This window comes from Sulfitobacter sp. UBA1132, assembly GCF_002311545.1.
GTDB lineage: Bacteria > Pseudomonadota > Alphaproteobacteria > Rhodobacterales > Rhodobacteraceae > Sulfitobacter > Sulfitobacter pontiacus.
The window spans coordinates 434,654-452,105 of the sequence record NZ_DCAN01000019.1 but is presented as its reverse complement, the minus strand read 5'-3'; the positions used below and the strand labels follow the sequence as shown (position 1 = coordinate 452,105).

15 protein-coding genes are annotated in these 17,452 nt (G+C 62.8%); 13 read left to right on the top strand and 2 right to left on the bottom strand.

Annotated features, from left to right (window positions below):
- The first annotated feature begins 12 nt into the window (after positions 1 to 12).
- The 3 genes from B4F27_RS15935 to B4F27_RS15925 are packed head-to-tail and all read left to right on the top strand — an operon-like array spanning position 13 to position 4,424.
- Positions 13 to 1,857, top strand: a complete 1,845-nt coding sequence (locus B4F27_RS15935; RefSeq protein ID WP_286760120.1) for a peptidyl-prolyl cis-trans isomerase — start codon at positions 13 to 15, stop codon at positions 1,855 to 1,857.
- Positions 1,858 to 1,869: 12 nt separating this feature from the next.
- Positions 1,870 to 3,381, top strand: coding sequence for an anthranilate synthase component I (gene trpE / locus B4F27_RS15930; RefSeq protein WP_286760119.1), 1,512 nt, complete (start codon positions 1,870 to 1,872; stop codon positions 3,379 to 3,381).
- A gap of 2 nt (positions 3,382 to 3,383) precedes the next feature.
- Positions 3,384 to 4,424, top strand: coding sequence for a succinylglutamate desuccinylase/aspartoacylase family protein (locus B4F27_RS15925; protein WP_286760118.1), 1,041 nt, complete (start codon positions 3,384 to 3,386; stop codon positions 4,422 to 4,424).
- Between the two features lie 65 nt (positions 4,425 to 4,489).
- Here the strand turns inward: B4F27_RS15925 and B4F27_RS15920 are convergent, their stop codons facing one another.
- Positions 4,490 to 6,154: a divergent polysaccharide deacetylase family protein gene (locus tag B4F27_RS15920; RefSeq protein ID WP_286760117.1), complete on the bottom strand. Its 1,665-nt coding sequence runs from the start codon at positions 6,152 to 6,154 to the stop codon at positions 4,490 to 4,492.
- A gap of 158 nt (positions 6,155 to 6,312) precedes the next feature.
- On the opposite strand from B4F27_RS15920, the gene B4F27_RS15915 reads away from it, so the two are divergent.
- The 7 genes from B4F27_RS15915 to lexA all read left to right on the top strand — a co-directional run bounded on the left by B4F27_RS15915 (position 6,313) and on the right by lexA (position 11,799).
- Positions 6,313 to 6,894, top strand: coding sequence for an anthranilate synthase component II (locus B4F27_RS15915; RefSeq protein WP_005853838.1), 582 nt, complete (start codon positions 6,313 to 6,315; stop codon positions 6,892 to 6,894).
- The gene (gene trpD / locus B4F27_RS15910; RefSeq protein ID WP_037944420.1) at positions 6,891 to 7,910 is read left to right on the top strand and encodes an anthranilate phosphoribosyltransferase; all 1,020 of its coding nucleotides are present in this window, start codon (positions 6,891 to 6,893) and stop codon (positions 7,908 to 7,910) included. Before B4F27_RS15915 ends, trpD begins: the two co-directional genes overlap by 4 nt.
- The gene (locus B4F27_RS15905) at positions 7,907 to 8,575 is read left to right on the top strand and encodes a uracil-DNA glycosylase (RefSeq protein WP_074634373.1); all 669 of its coding nucleotides are present in this window, start codon (positions 7,907 to 7,909) and stop codon (positions 8,573 to 8,575) included. Before trpD ends, B4F27_RS15905 begins: the two co-directional genes overlap by 4 nt.
- Complete coding sequence (gene trpC, locus B4F27_RS15900) at positions 8,572 to 9,396, top strand: indole-3-glycerol phosphate synthase TrpC (protein ID WP_286760116.1); 825 nt, start codon at positions 8,572 to 8,574, stop codon at positions 9,394 to 9,396. The genes B4F27_RS15905 and trpC overlap by 4 nt, the downstream gene beginning before the upstream one ends.
- Positions 9,396 to 9,869 carry a cyclic pyranopterin monophosphate synthase MoaC gene (gene moaC, locus B4F27_RS15895; protein WP_286760115.1) on the top strand — a complete coding sequence of 158 codons (474 nt, stop codon included), beginning with the start codon at positions 9,396 to 9,398 and terminating at the stop codon, positions 9,867 to 9,869. The genes trpC and moaC overlap by 1 nt, the downstream gene beginning before the upstream one ends.
- Positions 9,866 to 11,038 (top strand): gephyrin-like molybdotransferase Glp, encoded by a 1,173-nt coding sequence (glp, locus tag B4F27_RS15890; RefSeq protein ID WP_286760114.1) that lies wholly within the window; start codon positions 9,866 to 9,868, stop codon positions 11,036 to 11,038. Before moaC ends, glp begins: the two co-directional genes overlap by 4 nt.
- 62 nt (positions 11,039 to 11,100) lie before the next feature.
- Complete coding sequence (lexA, locus tag B4F27_RS15885) at positions 11,101 to 11,799, top strand: transcriptional repressor LexA (protein ID WP_286760113.1); 699 nt, start codon at positions 11,101 to 11,103, stop codon at positions 11,797 to 11,799.
- 6 nt (positions 11,800 to 11,805) lie between these two features.
- Here lexA and B4F27_RS15880 read toward each other — a convergent pair whose 3' ends face one another.
- Positions 11,806 to 13,854, bottom strand: coding sequence for a ComEC/Rec2 family competence protein (locus B4F27_RS15880; RefSeq protein WP_286760112.1), 2,049 nt, complete (start codon positions 13,852 to 13,854; stop codon positions 11,806 to 11,808).
- 126 nt (positions 13,855 to 13,980) lie between these two features.
- Here B4F27_RS15880 and gltX point away from each other — a divergent pair, with 126 nt between their 5' ends.
- The 3 genes from gltX (at position 13,981) to B4F27_RS15865 (ending at position 17,448) form a co-directional block, all read left to right on the top strand.
- Positions 13,981 to 15,381, top strand: coding sequence for a glutamate--tRNA ligase (gene gltX, locus B4F27_RS15875; protein ID WP_009824811.1), 1,401 nt, complete (start codon positions 13,981 to 13,983; stop codon positions 15,379 to 15,381).
- A gap of 114 nt (positions 15,382 to 15,495) precedes the next feature.
- Complete coding sequence (gltA, locus tag B4F27_RS15870) at positions 15,496 to 16,791, top strand: citrate synthase (RefSeq protein ID WP_286760111.1); 1,296 nt, start codon at positions 15,496 to 15,498, stop codon at positions 16,789 to 16,791.
- A gap of 363 nt (positions 16,792 to 17,154) precedes the next feature.
- On the top strand, positions 17,155 to 17,448 hold the full coding sequence (locus B4F27_RS15865; protein ID WP_005853859.1) for a hypothetical protein: 294 nt from the start codon (positions 17,155 to 17,157) through the stop codon (positions 17,446 to 17,448).
- Positions 17,449 to 17,452 lie beyond the last annotated feature (4 nt).

Sequence of the window (17,452 nt, the reverse complement as noted above, 5' to 3'; positions counted from 1 at the left end):
AGGGATGACACCATGAAAGCCAAAGGCAACAGCTTTACGAAAACCGCAGTATGGGGGCTGATGGGTCTTTTGATCCTGGGTCTGGGCGGTTTTGGCGCGGTCAATCTGAACGGCAGCGCACGCACCGTCGGCGAAGTGGGCGACAAGTCTATCTCGGTTGACGATTATGCCCGCGAGCTGCAGCAGCAGATCCGCGCCATCGAAAGCCAGTCCGGCGAACAGCTTAGCTTTCAAGAAGCCCAAGCCATCGGGCTGGACCGTGCCGTGCTGCAACGTCTGGTCCGTTTGCGCGCGCTTGACAATGAGGCCGACGAGATGGGCCTGTCCATCGGCGACGCAAACCTGCGCGAACGCGTTGTGGAAATCTCGTCGTTCCAGGGCGTTGACGGGAATTTTGACCGCGAGGGCTATCGCTTTGCCCTACAGCAGGCCGGTCTGAACGAGAATGAATTCGAACAATCGCTGCGCGAGGAAGCGGGCCGCACCCTGTTGCAGGAAGCGATCACCGGCGGGGTTGCGATGCCCGGTGCCTATGCCGACACGCTTGTATCCTATGTGGGCGAGCAGCGCAGCTTTACCTGGGCCAAACTGACGCAAGATGATCTGGACGCGCCCCTGCCCGACGCCACCGATGCGCAGTTGCAGGCCTATTACGACGAGAACGCCGACCAGTTCATTCTGCCCGCCAGCAAGACCATCAGCTATATCACCATGGGCCCGCAGGATCTGCTGGACGAAGTAGAGCTGACCGACGAAGAGCTGCAGGCCGCCTATGACGACCGCGCGGATGAATACATCCAGCCCGAACGCCGCTTGGTCGAACGTCTGGTTTTCCGCGATCAGGAGGCCGCCGATCAGGCTGCCGCCGCGCTCGAGGTTGATGGCAACACATTTGAGGGGCTGGTCGCGGACCGCGGGCTTTCCCTGTCGGATGTGGATCTTGGAGATCTGAGCCAGCAACAGCTGGGTGCCGCAGGGGACGCCGTGTTTGCTGCCGAAGTTGGTGATATTGTCGGCCCGCTGCCCAGCAACCTCGGGCCTGCATTGTTCCGTGTGAACGGTGTGCTGCCGTCGCTGAATACCACCTTCGAAGAAGCCCGCCCGACGCTGGTGCAAGACCTTGCCGCGGACCGCGCGGCCCGTCTGGTTGAGGTCCGCGCCCAAGATCTGGATGACCAATTGGCCGGGGGTGCCACGCTGGAACAGATCGCCGAGGAAAGCAAAATGACCCTCAGCACCATCGAATGGACGCAGGACAGCAGCGAAAGCATCGCCGCCTATGCCGGTTTCCGCGAGGCCGCGACACGTCTGACCGAAGGCGACTTCCCCCAGATCCAACAGCTGGATGACGGTAGCGTTTTTGCCATGCGTCTTGATGGCACCAAAGAGGAACGCCCCAACCCGTTTGACGCCGCCCGTGCTGACGTGGCCGAGGCGTGGCAGAACGAACAATTGATCACCGCCCTGCGTGCCAAGGCCGAGACCCTGCAGGCCGAGCTTGCCAATGGCGCTGATTTTGCCGAACTGGGGCTCGAGCCCAAGACCGGGACCGACCAGACCCGCGACGCCGTGGTCAGCGCCGCACCGCAGGGGTTCATTGCCGCTGTGTTTGACGCAGCCCCCGGCGAGGTCGAACTGCTGGAAGGTGCCGATGAGGTCGCGCTTGTCCGTCTTGATAGCATCAAGGACGCGGGCGAGAATGACCGGATGACGCAGGTCAAAACCCAGATCGCCACCCAGCTGGATGACCAGCTGTCGCAAGCGCTTTTTGCCGCTTTCTCTGACGACGTGATCCGCCGCACGGCACCGCGTGTCGATCAGCAGGCGATCAACGCCGTCCACGTGAACTTCCCCTAAGTTAGGTCTCCCATGTCGTTGACACCCGATTATGACAGCTTTGCCGCAGGCTATGCGGCGGGCAAGAACCAGATCGTTTACACCCGTCTGGCTGCCGATCTGGACACGCCTGTTTCGCTGATGCTCAAGCTCACCGGTACGGCACAGAACGCCTTTGTGCTGGAATCTGTGACCGGCGGCGAGGTCCGCGGGCGCTATTCGATTATCGGGATGAAACCCGATCTGATCTGGCGCTGTCAGGGCACCACGTCGGCCATCAACCGTTCGGCCCGCTATGACGTGGATGCCTTCGACGATGTCGCGGGCGATCCGCTGGATACTTTGCGTGCGGTGATCGCGGAGTCGAAGATCGACCTGCCTGATGACCTGCCGCAAGCCGCCGCCGGGCTGTTCGGCTATCTGGGGTATGACATGATCCGGCTGGTGGAACATCTGCCGAATGTGAACCCCGATCCCATGGGGCTGCCCGATGCGATGATGGTGCGCCCCTCGGTGATTGCCGTGCTTGACGGGGTCAAGGGCGAGGTCACGATCGTATCGCCAGCTTGGGTGTCTGACGGGCAATCGGCCAAGGCCGCTTATGCCCAAGCCGCCGAACGCGTGATGGATGCGGTGCGTGATCTGGAACGGTCGATGCCCGGCACCAGCCGTGATCTGGGCGACGCCCACGAAGAATCCGCCCCCGTCAGCAATTTCACCCGCGAAGGCTATAAATCCGCCGTTGAAAAAGCGCGGGAATATATCGTGGCGGGCGACATCTTTCAGGTGGTGCCGTCGCAACGGTGGGCGCAGGGTTTCTCGCAGCCGCCGTTCGCGCTGTATCGCAGTTTGCGCCGGACCAACCCGTCGCCCTTCATGTTCTATTTCAACTTTGGTGATTTCCATGTCGTCGGGGCCTCGCCCGAGATCCTGGTGCGCGTCTTCGGCAACGAGATCACGATCCGCCCCGTTGCAGGCACCCGTCGTCGCGGGGCCACGCCGGAAGAAGACCGCGCGCTGGAGGCTGATCTGCTGGCCGACCAGAAAGAGTTGGCTGAACATCTGATGCTGCTTGATCTGGGCCGCAATGACGTGGGCCGGGTCGCCAAGATCGGCACCGTGCGCCCGACCGAGGAATTCATCGTCGAACGCTACAGCCACGTGATGCATATCGTGTCCAATGTCGTGGGCGAGCTGCGCGAAGACCGCGATGCGCTGGATGCCTTCTTTGCCGGGATGCCTGCGGGCACAGTGTCAGGTGCACCCAAGGTCCGCGCGATGGAGATTATCGACGAGCTGGAGCCCGAGAAACGCGGGCTCTACGGCGGCGGTGTTGGCTACTTTAGCGCGGGCGGCGACATGGACATGTGCATCGCCCTGCGCACTGCCGTCATCAAGGATAAAACCCTGTATATTCAGGCCGGTGGCGGCGTCGTCTATGACAGCGACGCAGAGGCGGAGTATATGGAGACGGTGCATAAATCCGACGCGATCCGCCGTGCGGCGGCCGATGCAGCACGCTTCGCAGGTCAAGGGAACAGCTGAGGATGCCGACCCAAGCCCCGTTCGAGATTGCGGGTCAACACGTGGCACCCGGCACTCGGGCACAGATCGACTTGCCGATCTCGATCCTGCCGGACCACACGCCTGTCGGGCTCTCGCTTGAAGTGATCCACGGCAAGCGCCCCGGCCCCACCATGTTTGTCAGCGCCGCTGTTCACGGGGACGAGCTGATCGGGGTCGAGATCGTGCGCCGTCTGCTGCGCGCACCGCAGTTGAAATCCCTGCGGGGGACGCTGCTGGTGATCCCGGTGGTGAACTCTTTCGGCTTCCTAAACCGGTCGCGTTACCTGCCGGACCGGCGCGATCTGAACCGTTGTTTTCCGGGGCACCCGTCTGGGTCTTTGGGGTCACGGCTGGCGCATATCTTTTTGAACGACGTGGTGCTGCGCTGTGATTTCGGAATCGATCTACATTCGGCCGCGATCCACCGGACCAACCTGCCGCAGGTGCGGATCTCTCCATCAGATGCGGTGACGCGGCGCATGGCCGCCAGCTTTGCCGCACCGGTGGTGCTGACCTCGCCCCTGCGTGACGGATCGCTGCGCGCGGTCGCCGCCGCCAAGGGCACGCCGGTGCTGCTGTATGAGGCGGGCGAAGGGCTGCGCTTTGACGAAATGGCCGTGCGCGCGGGCGTTGCGGGTATCTTGCGGGTCATGCATGCCGAAGACATGCTGCCGGCCAAGGGCATCGCCCCCTCGCGCAGGCAATCCCATGTCTGCTCAAGCTCGACCTGGTTGCGCGCGCCCGCGGGTGGGCTGCTGCGTACCTTCAGGGCCGAGGGGGAGACCGTGAAACAGGGCGACGCGCTGGCGACAGTCTCTGATCCGTTCGGCAAGACCGAAGAGGATATTATCGCCCCCCATGACGGTATCCTGATCGGCCGCGCGATCCTGCCCGTGGTGAACGAGGGCGACGCGGTCTTCCACTTGGCAAAGCTGCTGCCCAAGGCCGTGGCAGACACGGTCGAGGATATGATCACGCAGCTCGAAAGTGACCCGCTGTTCGACGAAGACGAGATTATCTAGGCAGATCACATCCAAGCACGTCGAAGCCCGCGCAGCGCGCAGGTTTTGACGGCTTTACCGGTAGATCATTCAGGCGTGGCGTTTTTCAGCACGGCTGAAACAGGGGCAAGTGCAACTTGGCTGGCACGGTCCTGCAACCCCCAGACCAACAGCGCCGAGATCGTCTCGGGCCGCATCCGCCCCATCATGATCACCGACCCTTCGATCCCCGCCTTGAACGCGGCCTGATCAAGGAACCGCCGGATCACGGTGGGCGTCTGCCCCTTGCTGTCAAAGTCGCGGAACACGGGTGCAGCGGGCACGCCCTCTTTCACTGCAAGCTTGGGCATCGTGTTCAGCCCCTTGTCCTGGGTCACAAGGCCATAGCCCCCCTGCCCAAGGATCGCAGTCACCTGATCTGCTGTCGCGCGGTCGGGTTGCAGCCCGGCACCCAGCCCTTCCAGCACGCCGATCACTTCGGGCATGCGCGAGAAGGCGACCGCCAGCGTGGTCTCTGCATCGCTTGGCTGCGCGCCCTGAGGCAGGTCGACCATCGCCAGCACCTCGAACCCTTCGTTGCGGTAGGTCTGCATGCGCTCTGCGGCGTCGGGCAGGCTGACGTCGACGGCAAAGCTCAGCGGATAGGGAAAGCTGCGCAGCGCGGCGATACCGACCTCGCCCCCTTGCAAATCACTGCCCACGTCCATCAACAGGACGCTCATCAGCGGTTTGTCATCAGGATTCGCGAAAGGCTGGCCATAACGGATGATGGCGGGGCTTTCTGCGGTGGCTTGCGCCTCGGGGGCGGTCTGTTCGCCCGATTGGGCGTTCGGCAGGCGGTTGATCGTCACGCCCGTATCCCGTTCAGAGGTGATTGCCGCAGGGGTGCCGATTGTGGGCCGCCCGTCTGTGCGTTGCTCGGGCGCGCCAAAGACAACATCGGCAGGGGCTTCTTCGGGTTGCGCGTCGGGCGCGCTTGGCGCGGTGGCGACATCGGTGTCCGGCGTGGGCGACACGGGGGTGGTGTCCGGCGTGGGCGACACGGGGGTGGTGTCCGGCGTGGGCGACACGGGGGTGTCGACGCTTTCGTCGGCGGTGACGGGCGGTGCTGTCCGGGTCTCGATGCCAAGCGCATCCGGCTCGGTCGGTTCCATCGGCGCGAGCGCCATCGGATTGGGCAAGACAGGATCATCAAGCGTGATCTTCGGTGCAGCCGCACCGGGCACGGTCACGGGGGCTGTCGCGTCGATATCCTGCGCGATCTGCGGCGCGGGCTGCGGCGTCGGGGCGACCTCTGGCTCGGGCTTTGGTTCAAGCTGTGGTTCAGGCTCTACCGTCTCAGGCGATGCCGCGACGTCCGGCGCGTCCTCTAAAGGTGTGTCTTGCACAGCCTCTTGCGCGACCGGTGCTTCTACTTCTGGTGTGACCTCGGCTTTAGGTACAATCTCGGGCTCTGGTTCAACGATGGGCTCTTCGACGACAGGCTCTTCGACAACTGGCTCCGGCTCTGGCGTGATCACATCCTCGTTAGTGTCCTCAGCCGCCGTCAGGGGCGTTTCATCAGCCGCTACTACCGGGGGTTCCGCAATATCGGGCGCGTTGGTCGCGCGCTCTGCGTCAGGCGCGTCACTTGGCACAGGCGTGTCTTGCAAGGGCGCGGGCCCCATAGGCACCATGAAGGACGCGACACCGGCGACGCCGACACTGAATACCGCACCAATAAGGATGCCGCCAATAAACCCGCGTGACATATATGATCGCTCCTGTTTTTGTTCCGGTTCGCGCGGCTCTCCGGCCTGCTGCCCTTGACGATAGGTCTTAACCCTGAACATGTATCAGCGGACATTATACCGTGGTTTTGCGCGGTTCCTCTAGCCCTAAACCCTGCCCCAATACAAAGAATTGCCGCATGCTGCTCTTGATAGATAACTACGATAGCTTCACCTACAACCTCGTACACTATCTGGGTGACCTCGGGGCCGAAGTCGAAATCCGCCGCAATGACCAGATCGACGTGCAGGCCGCGATGGCGATGAACCCCGCGGGGATCATCCTGTCGCCCGGCCCCTGCGACCCGGATCAAGCGGGCATCTGCCTTGCGCTGACGGCAGCCGCCGCCGAAACAAGCACGCCGCTTTTGGGTGTGTGCCTTGGCCATCAGACGCTGGGTCAGGCGTTCGGCGGCAAGGTCGTGCGCGCGGGCGAGATCGTGCACGGCAAGATGGGCATGATGCACCACAAGGGTCAGGGCGTCTTTGCGGGGCTGCCATCGCCCTTTGCCGCGACACGCTATCATTCGCTGATCGTTGACCGCGCCACCCTGCCCGACTGTCTTGAGATCACGGCAGAGCTTGAGGACGGCACGATCATGGGCCTGCAGCACCGCGACCTGCCGCTGCATGGCGTTCAGTTCCACCCGGAATCGATCCGTTCGGATCACGGTCACCAGATGCTGCAAAACTTTCTGAACAACGTAAAGGTGCCCGCATGAGCGATGCTCTGAAACCTCTGATCGATGCGGCCGCCAATGGCCCGCTGACCCGGGATCAGGCCGAGACCGCGTTCCAGATCCTGTTCGAGGGCGAAGCGACTCCCAGCCAGATCGGTGGTTTCCTGATGGCCCTGCGCACCCGTGGCGAGACGGTGGATGAATATGCCGCCGCCGCCCATGTCATGCGCGCCAAATGCAATCCTGTCACAGCCCCCGAGGGCGCGATGGACATCGTGGGCACCGGCGGCGATGGCAAGGGCACGCTGAATATTTCTACCGCGACGGCCTTTGTCGTTGCCGGCGCGGGCGTCGTGGTGGCGAAACATGGCAACCGCAACCTGTCGTCCAAATCCGGCGCGGCGGATGCGCTGACGCAGATGGGGCTCAAGGTGATGGTCGGACCAAAGGTGGTCGAGGCCGCCCTGCGCGATGCGGGCATCGGCTTTATGATGGCCCCGATGCACCATCCCGCGATTGCCCATGTCATGCCCACACGGTCCGAACTGGGCACGCGCACGATCTTCAACATCCTCGGCCCGCTGACCAACCCTGCGGGCGTCAAACGGCAGCTGACCGGGGCCTATCGCCGCGATCTGATCCGCCCGATGGCCGAAACACTTGGCGCGCTTGGCTCTGAAAAAGCGTGGCTTGTGCATGGCTCCGACGGGACGGACGAGCTGACGATCACCGGCACCAGCTGGATCGCCGCGCTGAACCCTGATGGCACCATTTCCGAATTCGAGATCACGCCCGAAGACGCGGGCCTGCCAGTCCATCCGTTCGAGGATATCGTCGGCGGCACACCCGAAGAAAACGCACGTGATTTCAACGCGCTGCTGGACGGAACCCCATCGGCCTACCGCGATGCGGTCTTGCTCAATTCGGCGGCGGCGCTGGTCGTGGCCGATGCCGCACCCGATCTGAAAGCGGGGGTAGAGATGGCGCGCCACAGCATCGACAGCGGTGCGGCCCGTGACAAGATCACCCAAGTCGCGCGGATCACCCAGACCGCATGAGCCGTTTTGACCTGTCGCGCCTCGGGGCCTGGCGCGACCTTGCGTTCTTTGACGATACCCTGCCCGGCATCGCCGCAGCGCTGGCCGCGGACCCCCGCGAGACGCTGCCGCCCCGACCGCAGGTTTTCGCCGCGCTGGAACATACCCAGCCCGACGCGGTGCGCGTGGTGATCCTGGGGCAGGATCCCTATCCCACCCCCGGCCACGCCCACGGCTTTGCCTTCTCCGCCAGCGCCGATACCAAACCGCTGCCCCGTTCGCTGTCCAATATCTATAAGGAAATGGTGGATGACATCGGTGCCTGCCCACCGGATGCCGATCTGCGGTTCTGGGCGGATCAGGGCGTGCTGTTGTTGAACACCACATTGACCGTGCCTGCGCGGGACGCAGGCGGCCATGGGAAACTGGGCTGGCAGCAGCTGACCACGCAAATTCTTGGCCGCTTGGCCGACCGTCCCCGCGCCTATTTGCTGTGGGGCGCGCATGCGCAAAAGGTCGCGCGGGATGTGGACGGGGGAGCGAACTTCAAACTTGAAACCCCGCACCCGTCGCCCCTGTCCGCACGGCGCGGGTTTTTCGGGTCACGTCCCTTCTCGCGCTGCAATGACTGGTTGCACGCCCAAGGCCAAGCGGCCATAAACTGGGCAACACCGGAGACATCATGACCGATACCAACACTGGCACCATCCTAGACAAGATCAAAGCCTACAAGCTGGAAGAGATCGCCGCCGACAAGGCCGCCAAACCGCTTGAGGCCGTAGAGGCAGAGGCGCGCGCCGCCTCGCCCGTGCGCCCCTTTGCCGACGCGTTGTTCGACGCCTCGCGCGAGGGGTACGGGCTGATCGCCGAGGTCAAAAAAGCAAGCCCGTCAAAAGGGTTGATCCGCGCCGATTTTGACCCCGCTACACTGGCCGCTGCCTATGCCGCGGGTGGTGCGACCTGCCTGTCGGTGCTGACGGACACGCCCAGCTTTCAGGGGGCCAAGGAATATCTTGTCGCCGCCCGCGAGGCCTGCACCCTGCCCGTGCTGCGCAAGGATTTCATGTACGACCCCTATCAGGTCGCCGAAGCCCGCGCGCTTGGGGCGGATTGTATCCTGATCATCATGGCCTCTGTCAGCGATGCCCAAGCGATCGAGCTTGAGGACGCCGCCGCCCAATGGGGCATGGACGCGCTGATCGAGGTGCATGACAAGGCAGAGCTGGACCGCGCCGCCGTGCTGAAAAGCCGCATGATGGGGATCAACAACCGCAACCTCAAAACCTTCGAGACGACGCTTGATACCACGCGCCGCCTGTCGAAACATGTGGATGTGGAAAAGATGATCGTATCGGAAAGCGGGCTGAACACGCCCGAAGATCTGGCCGATATGGCGAAATACGGATCGCGGGTATTCCTGATCGGGGAAAGCCTGATGCGTCAGGACGATGTAGAGGTCGCAACCCGCAACCTGCTGGCCACACCGCTGCGGCCGGGGGGCATGTAATGGCGCTCACGCATTTTGACGGCAAGGGTGACGCGCATATGGTCGACGTGTCGGACAAGCCCGAGACGTCGCGGGTGGCCGTTGCTAAAACCCACATCAAGATGTTGCGCGAAACCTTTGATATCATTACCGAAGGACGCGCCAAAAAGGGTGACGTGATGGGTGTGGCCCGTCTGGCGGGGATCATGGCTGCAAAACGCACCGCCGATCTGATTCCGCTGTGCCACCCTCTGCCGATCACCAAAGTGTCGGTTGAGCTGACACCCGATGCCGACCTGCCCGGCCTGCGCATCGCCGCCACCGTCAAGACCACCGGCCAGACCGGCGTCGAGATGGAGGCGCTGACCGCCGCCTCTGTCGCCGCGCTGACCGTCTATGACATGGCCAAGGCCGTGGACAAAGGCATGGAAATCGGCGGCCTGCGGGTCGTGCTGAAAGACGGCGGCAAATCGGGCCGATACGAGGCAGAATGATCTCTGTCAGCGACGCCCTGTCGCATCTTTTCGATCTCGTCACCGCCACAGAGGTGGAAGCGGTCCCGCTGCGTCAGGCCGCGGGCCGTGTGCTGGCGCGCGATGTTGTTGCCACCCGCACCCAGCCGCCTTTCGCGGCCTCCTCTATGGATGGCTATGCCCTGCGCCAGACAGAGGTCGAGCCCGACGCGATGTTCAAGGTCATTGGCGAAGCGGCGGCGGGCCATCGGTTTGACGGTGTGGTCAAGGCCGGTCAGGCCGTGCGCATCTTTACCGGTGCCCCTGTCCCCGAAGGCGCTGATTTCGTTGTGATCCAAGAGGATACGACCCGTCGCGGCGATCTGATCATGCTGGGCCATGACATCGGCCCCAAGACCAATATCCGCCCCGCCGGTGGGGATTTCCATGCAGGCGACACGATGGATGCGCCGCGCCTGCTGCGCCCTGCCGATATCGCGCTGCTGGCGTCGATGAATGTGGCGATGGTGCCGGTCTATGCCAAACCACGTGTCGCGATCATCGCCACGGGGGACGAGCTGGTGCAACCCGGCGAGGAGCCGAACCCCGACCAGATCATCGCCTCCAATACCTATGGTCTGGCCGCGCTGCTCGAACAGCATGGTGCGCAGTGCCGCATGATCCCGATTGCCCGCGACACGGTGCCCTCGCTGACCCAAGCCTTCACCATGGCGCAGGATGCCGATCTGATCATCACCATCGGCGGTGCCTCTGTCGGAGACCACGATCTGGTTGCCCCCGTCGCTGCCCAAATGGGGATGGACCAGTCTTTCTACAAAGTCGCGATGCGCCCCGGCAAACCTCTTATGGCGGGGCGGCTGCGTGATGCCCCGATGATCGGCCTGCCCGGCAATCCGGTGTCGGCCATGGTCTGCGGGACGGTCTTTGTCGTGCCGGTACTGCGCAAGATGCTGGGCCTGCCCGCCGCGCCCGCCGCACGGGTCGATCTGCCGCTTGGCGTCGATCTGCCCGCCAATGGGCCACGCGAACATTATATGCGTGCCATGGTCCGTGACGGTGCCGTCCTGCCCGAAGACAATCAGGACAGTTCGCTGCTGGGTATCCTGTCGCGCGCCGATGTCCTGATGGTCCGCCCGCCCCACGATGGGGCCCGCACGGCCGGAGAGATCATAGGCTGTATTCCCCTCTGACGGTTGACACAAAACAGGAACATCTCTAGAACAAACCCCAAATAGAAACGGGGAATGTCCGGATGCTGACCAAGAAACAACTCGATCTGCTGGCCTTTATTCACAAACGTGTGCAGCGCGACGGCGTGCCGCCCAGCTTTGACGAGATGAAAGAAGCGCTTGATCTGCGGTCCAAATCCGGCATCCACCGTCTGATCACAGCGCTTGAGGAACGCGGATTCATCCGCCGCCTTGCGCATCGCGCCCGCGCGATAGAGGTGGTGAAACTGCCCGATAGCTTGGGCAGCCTGTCCGGTGCGGGCTTTACCCCGCGCGTGATTGACGGCGACCGCCCCGATGGGCCGCTCCCTTCTGCCGCGCAGCCGGTCAGCGCGTCGTCCTTTGATGTGCCGATGATGGGACGGATCGCCGCCGGTGTCCCGATCGAGGCGATCAGCACCATGACCCAATCTGTCGCCGTCCCCGGCGGGATGATCAGCGGCAGCGGCGAACATTACGCGCTTGAGGTGCAGGGTGATTCCATGATCGACGCAGGGATCAATGATGGCGACGTGGTGATCATCCGCGAAACCTCTGTCGCGGATGATGGGGATATCGTGGTTGCGCTGGTCGAAGACCACGAGGCGACGCTCAAGAAATTCCGCCGTCACGGCAGCTCTGTCGCGCTGGAAGCCGCTAACCCCGCCTATGAAACGCGGGTTCTTCCGTCGGATAAGGTCAAAGTGCAGGGACGTCTGGTCGGGTTGATCCGCACCTACTGACGCTTGCTACCGCGGCGGCCTGTCCTTGGGCCATGCTGTCCACAACCGCGAGCCCGCCTTTTGGCGGGCCGTTTGCATAGTGACCCGCCCCTTGTCGAGGGTGAGTGCAATTGCCCCCGTGGATCGCAACCGGTCGGGGTCAAACACACCGCAGCCGCCCGTCAGCGGCGGATCGGGCACAACTGACAGCACGATGATCTGATCCGCACGGCACGCCCCGAACGCCGCCCGCGCGCGTTTGCCGGACAGGTGGATCACCTCTCGCCCGCCGATCTTTGACCTTGTGGGCCAACGCGCTGCGGCTTGGGTCTGATCGGCGCCGTCGCCGTCATTCTCCAGCCAGTTAAGCGCGACAAAGCCTGCGCCTTTCGCCTTGCTTAGCGCACGGCCCGTGGGGGTCATCACCCCCACCAGACTGCCGGTGTCCGAGATCAGTACCGTCGGACGCTCTGCCCCGTGCCACAATACCCCCGCCGCAATCACGGCCCCCAGACCGGCAAACCGCAACCAGCCCTGCCACAGCAACAGCCACAAAAACCCGAGCGTCAGCAGCGGCAGCACCCAAGGGCCGGGGGCGGCCACATGCCCCTGCGCCCCGTCGATCTCTGCCACGCCTTGCGCGACCAGCAAGATCCAGCGCAACCCTGCGCCCATGACCTGCAGGGGGATCCACTCTAGCCCCAGCGGAGCCATGACCAAGGCCGCAACGGCGGCCGGCATCACCAAAACCCCCATCAGCGGGACCGACAGCAGGTTCGCGACCAAGCCATACTGCGCGATCGTGTTGAAATGGGCCGCCCCGATGGGCGCGGTAAAGCCCCCCGCCACAGCCGAGGAAATCACCGTCGCCACCGCCGGTGCCAGCCACTTCGGCCCGAGCGAGACCTCGGCGTTGCGCAACCAGCCAAAGATCGCAACCAACCCCGTGGTGGCGGCAAAGGACATCTGGAACCCCGGCCCCGTCAATGCCTCTGGCCGAAGGACCAATACGATCGTGGCCGCAATCGCCACGGCCCGCAGGGTCAGCGCTCGTCGCCCGATGATCAATGCGCCAAGGGCCACGGCGACCATGATGAACGCGCGTTCGGTTGCGACATTACCCCCCGACAACAGCAGATAGCCGCTGGCCGCCACCAGCGCCCCAGCGGCTGCGATGCTGCGCGTGGGCCAGCGCAGCGCGATCCATGGCACCAACGTCAGCACGATCCGCAACGCGCCGAAGACCACCGCGCTCAGCAATCCCATGTGCAAGCCCGAGATCGCCAGCAGATGCGCAAGGTTGCTGGCACGCAGATCGTGCAGCGCGTCTTGGCTGATGGCGCTGCGGTCGCCAGTGGTGATCGCGGTGGCAAACCCGCCGATATCACCCGACAAGATCCGCTGAATCCGGGCCGAGGCCGCCATGCGCGCCCGAAAGACCGCCAGCCCGCCATGCCCCGCCTCAGCCGGTGTCGCCGCCAGTAAGGGGGTGCGACTGTACCCCACAGCGCCCAAGCCCGCGAACCATGCATGCCGCTGGAAATCAAAGCCCTCAGGCTCGACCGGGCCGCTTGGCGGCGACAGATGCCCCGTGGTCATCACCCCCAACCCCGGCGTGATATCCGCGTCAAAGCGTCTGTCGCCGTGCAAGGACACGCGCACATGCAGCGGCGTGCGCGCCGCAGACACCCGTTCTAGCACGACCCGATCCAGCGTCAGCCGCAAGGCGTCGGACTGGCTGCGATCCACCGCCACGACGCGCCCCGCGATCGGGCCGTAATAGCGCCACCCCAGCACCGGCCCGCCGACAGCATGGGCCCGCCACGCCGCCAGATCAAAACCGACCAATGCAAAGGCCGCGCCCAACACCACAGGCCCCGCGACCTCGCCCGCCAGAAAGGCCGCAACCCCCAGCAGCGCCGCCCCGCCCGCGACCCCAAACAGGACGGTCAGCGAAGGCTCAACCCGCAGCGCAAAATAGCTGCCGATCCCCACGGCCAGACACACCGGCACCCAGCCGATCAGATGCCCCCGCTGTGCGCGCATGCACTGCGCCATATAGGACAACAGCCCCATACTTGCCCCCGTTCTCTGCACTGGGTAGATAGTCGGGGACGCTATCTCCAAAGGAGTTAGCAAATGATAAACGGCACCCCGAACGGGCGTTTTCCGTGAACTTCTGCTGCAAAGGATCCTCCGCCCATGACAACGCCTGTCGTTACCCGTTTCGCCCCGTCTCCTACCGGTTATCTGCACATCGGCGGCGCGCGGACGGCGCTGTTCAGCTGGCTTTATGCACGCGGTCGGGGCGGTAAATTCCTGCTGCGTATCGAGGACACCGACCGACAGCGCCACACCCCCGAGGCAACCGAAGCGATTCTGCAGGGCATGGCGTGGCTGGGACTGGATCACGACGGTGACGTGGTCAGCCAGTTCGAAAACGCCCCCCGCCACGCCGAGGTGGCGCTGCAACTACTTGCCGAAGGAAAGGCCTATAAGTGCTTTGCCTCGCAAGAAGAAATCGCCGCGTTCCGGGACCAGGCCAAGGCCGAGGGGCGCAGCACCCTGTACCAATCACCCTGGCGTGACGCCGCGCCCGAAACGCACCCCGACGCCCCCTATGTCGTACGGATCAAGGCCCCGTTGACGGGCGAAACCGTCATCCGCGACGCGGTGCAGGGCGACGTGGTGATCGGGAACGACCAGCTTGATGACATGGTGCTGTTACGTTCCGATGGTACGCCCGTCTATATGCTGGCCGTTGTTGTTGATGACCATGACATGGGCGTAACCCATGTGATCCGCGGGGATGATCACCTCAACAACGCCGCGCGCCAGATGATGATTTACAACGCCATGGGCTGGGACGTACCGGTCTGGGCGCATATCCCGCTGATCCACGGCGCGGATGGCAAGAAACTGTCGAAACGTCACGGCGCTTTGGGCGCGCAGGAGTATCAGGCCATGGGCTTTCCCGCAGCCGGTATGCGCAACTACCTCGCCCGTCTGGGGTGGAGCCATGGGGACGACGAATTCTTCACCGACGCCCAAGCGCAAGAATGGTTCGATCTGGACGGTATCCGCAAAAGCCCCGCGCAATTTGACCTCAAGAAGCTGGAAAACATCTGCGGGCAGCACATCGCCGCGGCGGATGATGCTGCATTGCGGCACGAGATCGAGGCCTATTTGACTGCTGCCGGTCTGCCCGCGCTCACAAATGCGCAAGCTGACGGGTTGGAGCGGGCGATGTATTGCTTAAAGGATCGCGCGAAGAAATTTCCTGATCTCCTTGAAAAAGCTGAGTTTATACTCGCCGAACGCCCCATCCAACCGGACGAGAAGGCAGACAAGCACTTGGACAATGTATCCCGTGGTATGCTGACTGAATTGACGCCGCAGTTGCAGAATGTTACTTGGGACAGAGAAACGCTGGAGGAGGCGCTGAACGGCTTTGCCGCCGCTCGGGACACCAAATTCGGCAAACTGGCGGGGCCGCTGCGCGCAGCACTCGCCGGGCGGGCAGCAACCCCATCAGTTTTCGATATGATGCTGGTACTTGGGCGCGACGAAAGCCTTGCCCGTTTAAACGATGCAGCTATCTAAGATATGCAAAAGCATATTCCTGATATGCTCAACAATAACTGAGGGGCGGACCGTTTCGGTATCTCCCCAGTCGACGGCATAACGCACGTCGATAAAACGATAGGAAGGGACTTCATGGCCGAAAGTACAAAATCCGCAACGTTGACCATCGACGGGAACAGCTTTGAACTGCCGATCTATTCCCCGTCGGCGGGCCCGGATGTCATGGACATCCGCAAGCTGTTCTCTCAGGCGAATGTGTTCACATATGACCCCGGCTTCACCTCGACAGCGGCCTGTGACAGCACGATCACCTTCATTGACGGTGACGAAGGCGTGTTGCTGCACCGTGGGTATCCGATCGACCAACTGGCCAGCGAATCTCACTACCTCGAAGTGTGCTACCTGCTGCTGTATGGCGAACTGCCCTCTGCCGCGCAGCTGGAAGAGTTCGAAAATCTGGTGACCAACCACACCATGATCCACGAGCAGATGATCAACTTCTTCCGTGGTTTCCGCCGTGATGCACACCCGATGGCGATCATGGTCGGCGTTGTGGGCGCGATGTCTGCCTTCTACCACGACAGCACCGACATCAACGACGCGCACCAGCGCGAAGTGGCAACGATCCGTCTGATCGCCAAGATGCCGACGATTGCCGCGATGGCCTATAAATACACCATCGGTCAACCGTTCGTCTATCCGCGTAACGACGTTGACTATGCCGGTAACTTCCTGCGCATGTGTTTCGCCGTTCCAGCCGAGGATTATGTCGTCGACCCGATCCTCGCCCGCGCGATGGACCGCATCTTTACCCTGCACGCCGACCACGAACAGAACGCATCGACATCGACCGTGCGTCTGGCGTCCTCTTCGGGGGCGAACCCCTTTGCCTGTATCGCTGCTGGCATTGCCTGCCTTTGGGGTCCGGCGCATGGTGGGGCGAACCAGGCTTGTCTGGAAATGCTGAAAGAAATCGGCACACCGGACCGCATCCCTGAATTCATCGCCCGCGCCAAGGACAAGAACGACCCGTTCCGTCTGATGGGCTTTGGTCACCGCGTCTACAAGAACCACGACCCACGCGCGACCGTGATGAAAGAAAGCGCGGACGAAGTGCTTGAGCTGCTGGGTGTCGAAAACAACCCGATCCTGCAGGTCGCGAAAGAGCTTGAAAAACAGGCGCTGGAAGATCCGTACTTCGCAGAGAAGAAGCTGTTCCCGAACGTCGATTTCTACTCGGGCATCATCCTCGAAGCGATGGGTTTCCCCACGTCGATGTTTACGCCGATCTTCGCGCTGGCACGGACCGTTGGCTGGATCTCGCAGTGGAAAGAGCAGATCAGCGATCCTCAGCTGAAAATCGGGCGTCCCCGTCAGCTGTATCTTGGCGAAACACCACGCGACTATGTGGATATCGAAAAGCGCTGAATGTCAGTACATTAGTCAAAACGCCCCGCCCCCACGGCGGGGCGTTTTGCGTTTCAGGGCGGGTTGGCGCTGCCTGAAACACAGGACAAAGAGAATCACCTGAAAGCTCGCCAGAAAGCGCCCCGTGATCAAAGCGCCTCTTTCCAGCCCACTGTTTCAACTCACTTTTCCCCATTTCGAAACCATAGGGTCCGAAATATGGCAGTTTTGTGTTGTTGTTTCCAAGCTGGGCATAATGGTCAAAATTGATTGACCAACTGCCCCGATCATCCCAGATTCATCGTCAATTCAGCGCAGGTTTACCCTGTGCGATGCACAGCAGACCCCAATACGCCCGCTGCCCCCCGCGGAAAGGATGACCGGATGAACGACCCTCGGCCTCGCCTGCAATGGGATAACGCGACCAGTCTAAGCTGCAAGACCGCACGACATCATCCCGCGCCGCAGGGATCGTTCGTGCATGATATCGAACAGAAATGTGACCAGATCGCGGTGGTCTATGACAAGGGCCAGACGCCGCCGCGGATCACGGTAAAGCAAGTGTCAGGCAGCGTTCACACGGTGCTCGCAGACGGGATAGCGGTGGCCGTGGTTGCCAGCGCCTCGCGTCCGACCCTCAACCCCGATGACGTGTTGCTGGTCGAACGCTCGGTCTAGCGGG

Excerpts from the sequence above, each read along its gene's own strand:
- B4F27_RS15935 (WP_286760120.1), top strand. The coding sequence starts at position 13 with ATGAAAGCCAAAGGCAACAGCTTTACGAAAACCGCAGTATGGGGGCTG.
- trpE (WP_286760119.1), top strand. The coding sequence starts at position 1,870 with ATGTCGTTGACACCCGATTATGACAGCTTTGCCGCAGGCTATGCGGCG.
- B4F27_RS15925 (WP_286760118.1), top strand. The coding sequence starts at position 3,384 with ATGCCGACCCAAGCCCCGTTCGAGATTGCGGGTCAACACGTGGCACCC.
- B4F27_RS15920 (WP_286760117.1), bottom strand. The coding sequence starts at position 6,154 with ATGTCACGCGGGTTTATTGGCGGCATCCTTATTGGTGCGGTATTCAGT.
- B4F27_RS15915 (WP_005853838.1), top strand. The coding sequence starts at position 6,313 with ATGCTGCTCTTGATAGATAACTACGATAGCTTCACCTACAACCTCGTA.
- trpD (WP_037944420.1), top strand. The coding sequence starts at position 6,891 with ATGAGCGATGCTCTGAAACCTCTGATCGATGCGGCCGCCAATGGCCCG.
- B4F27_RS15905 (WP_074634373.1), top strand. The coding sequence starts at position 7,907 with ATGAGCCGTTTTGACCTGTCGCGCCTCGGGGCCTGGCGCGACCTTGCG.
- trpC (WP_286760116.1), top strand. The coding sequence starts at position 8,572 with ATGACCGATACCAACACTGGCACCATCCTAGACAAGATCAAAGCCTAC.
- moaC (WP_286760115.1), top strand. The coding sequence starts at position 9,396 with ATGGCGCTCACGCATTTTGACGGCAAGGGTGACGCGCATATGGTCGAC.
- glp (WP_286760114.1), top strand. The coding sequence starts at position 9,866 with ATGATCTCTGTCAGCGACGCCCTGTCGCATCTTTTCGATCTCGTCACC.
- lexA (WP_286760113.1), top strand. The coding sequence starts at position 11,101 with ATGCTGACCAAGAAACAACTCGATCTGCTGGCCTTTATTCACAAACGT.
- B4F27_RS15880 (WP_286760112.1), bottom strand. The coding sequence starts at position 13,854 with ATGGGGCTGTTGTCCTATATGGCGCAGTGCATGCGCGCACAGCGGGGG.
- gltX (WP_009824811.1), top strand. The coding sequence starts at position 13,981 with ATGACAACGCCTGTCGTTACCCGTTTCGCCCCGTCTCCTACCGGTTAT.
- gltA (WP_286760111.1), top strand. The coding sequence starts at position 15,496 with ATGGCCGAAAGTACAAAATCCGCAACGTTGACCATCGACGGGAACAGC.
- B4F27_RS15865 (WP_005853859.1), top strand. The coding sequence starts at position 17,155 with ATGAACGACCCTCGGCCTCGCCTGCAATGGGATAACGCGACCAGTCTA.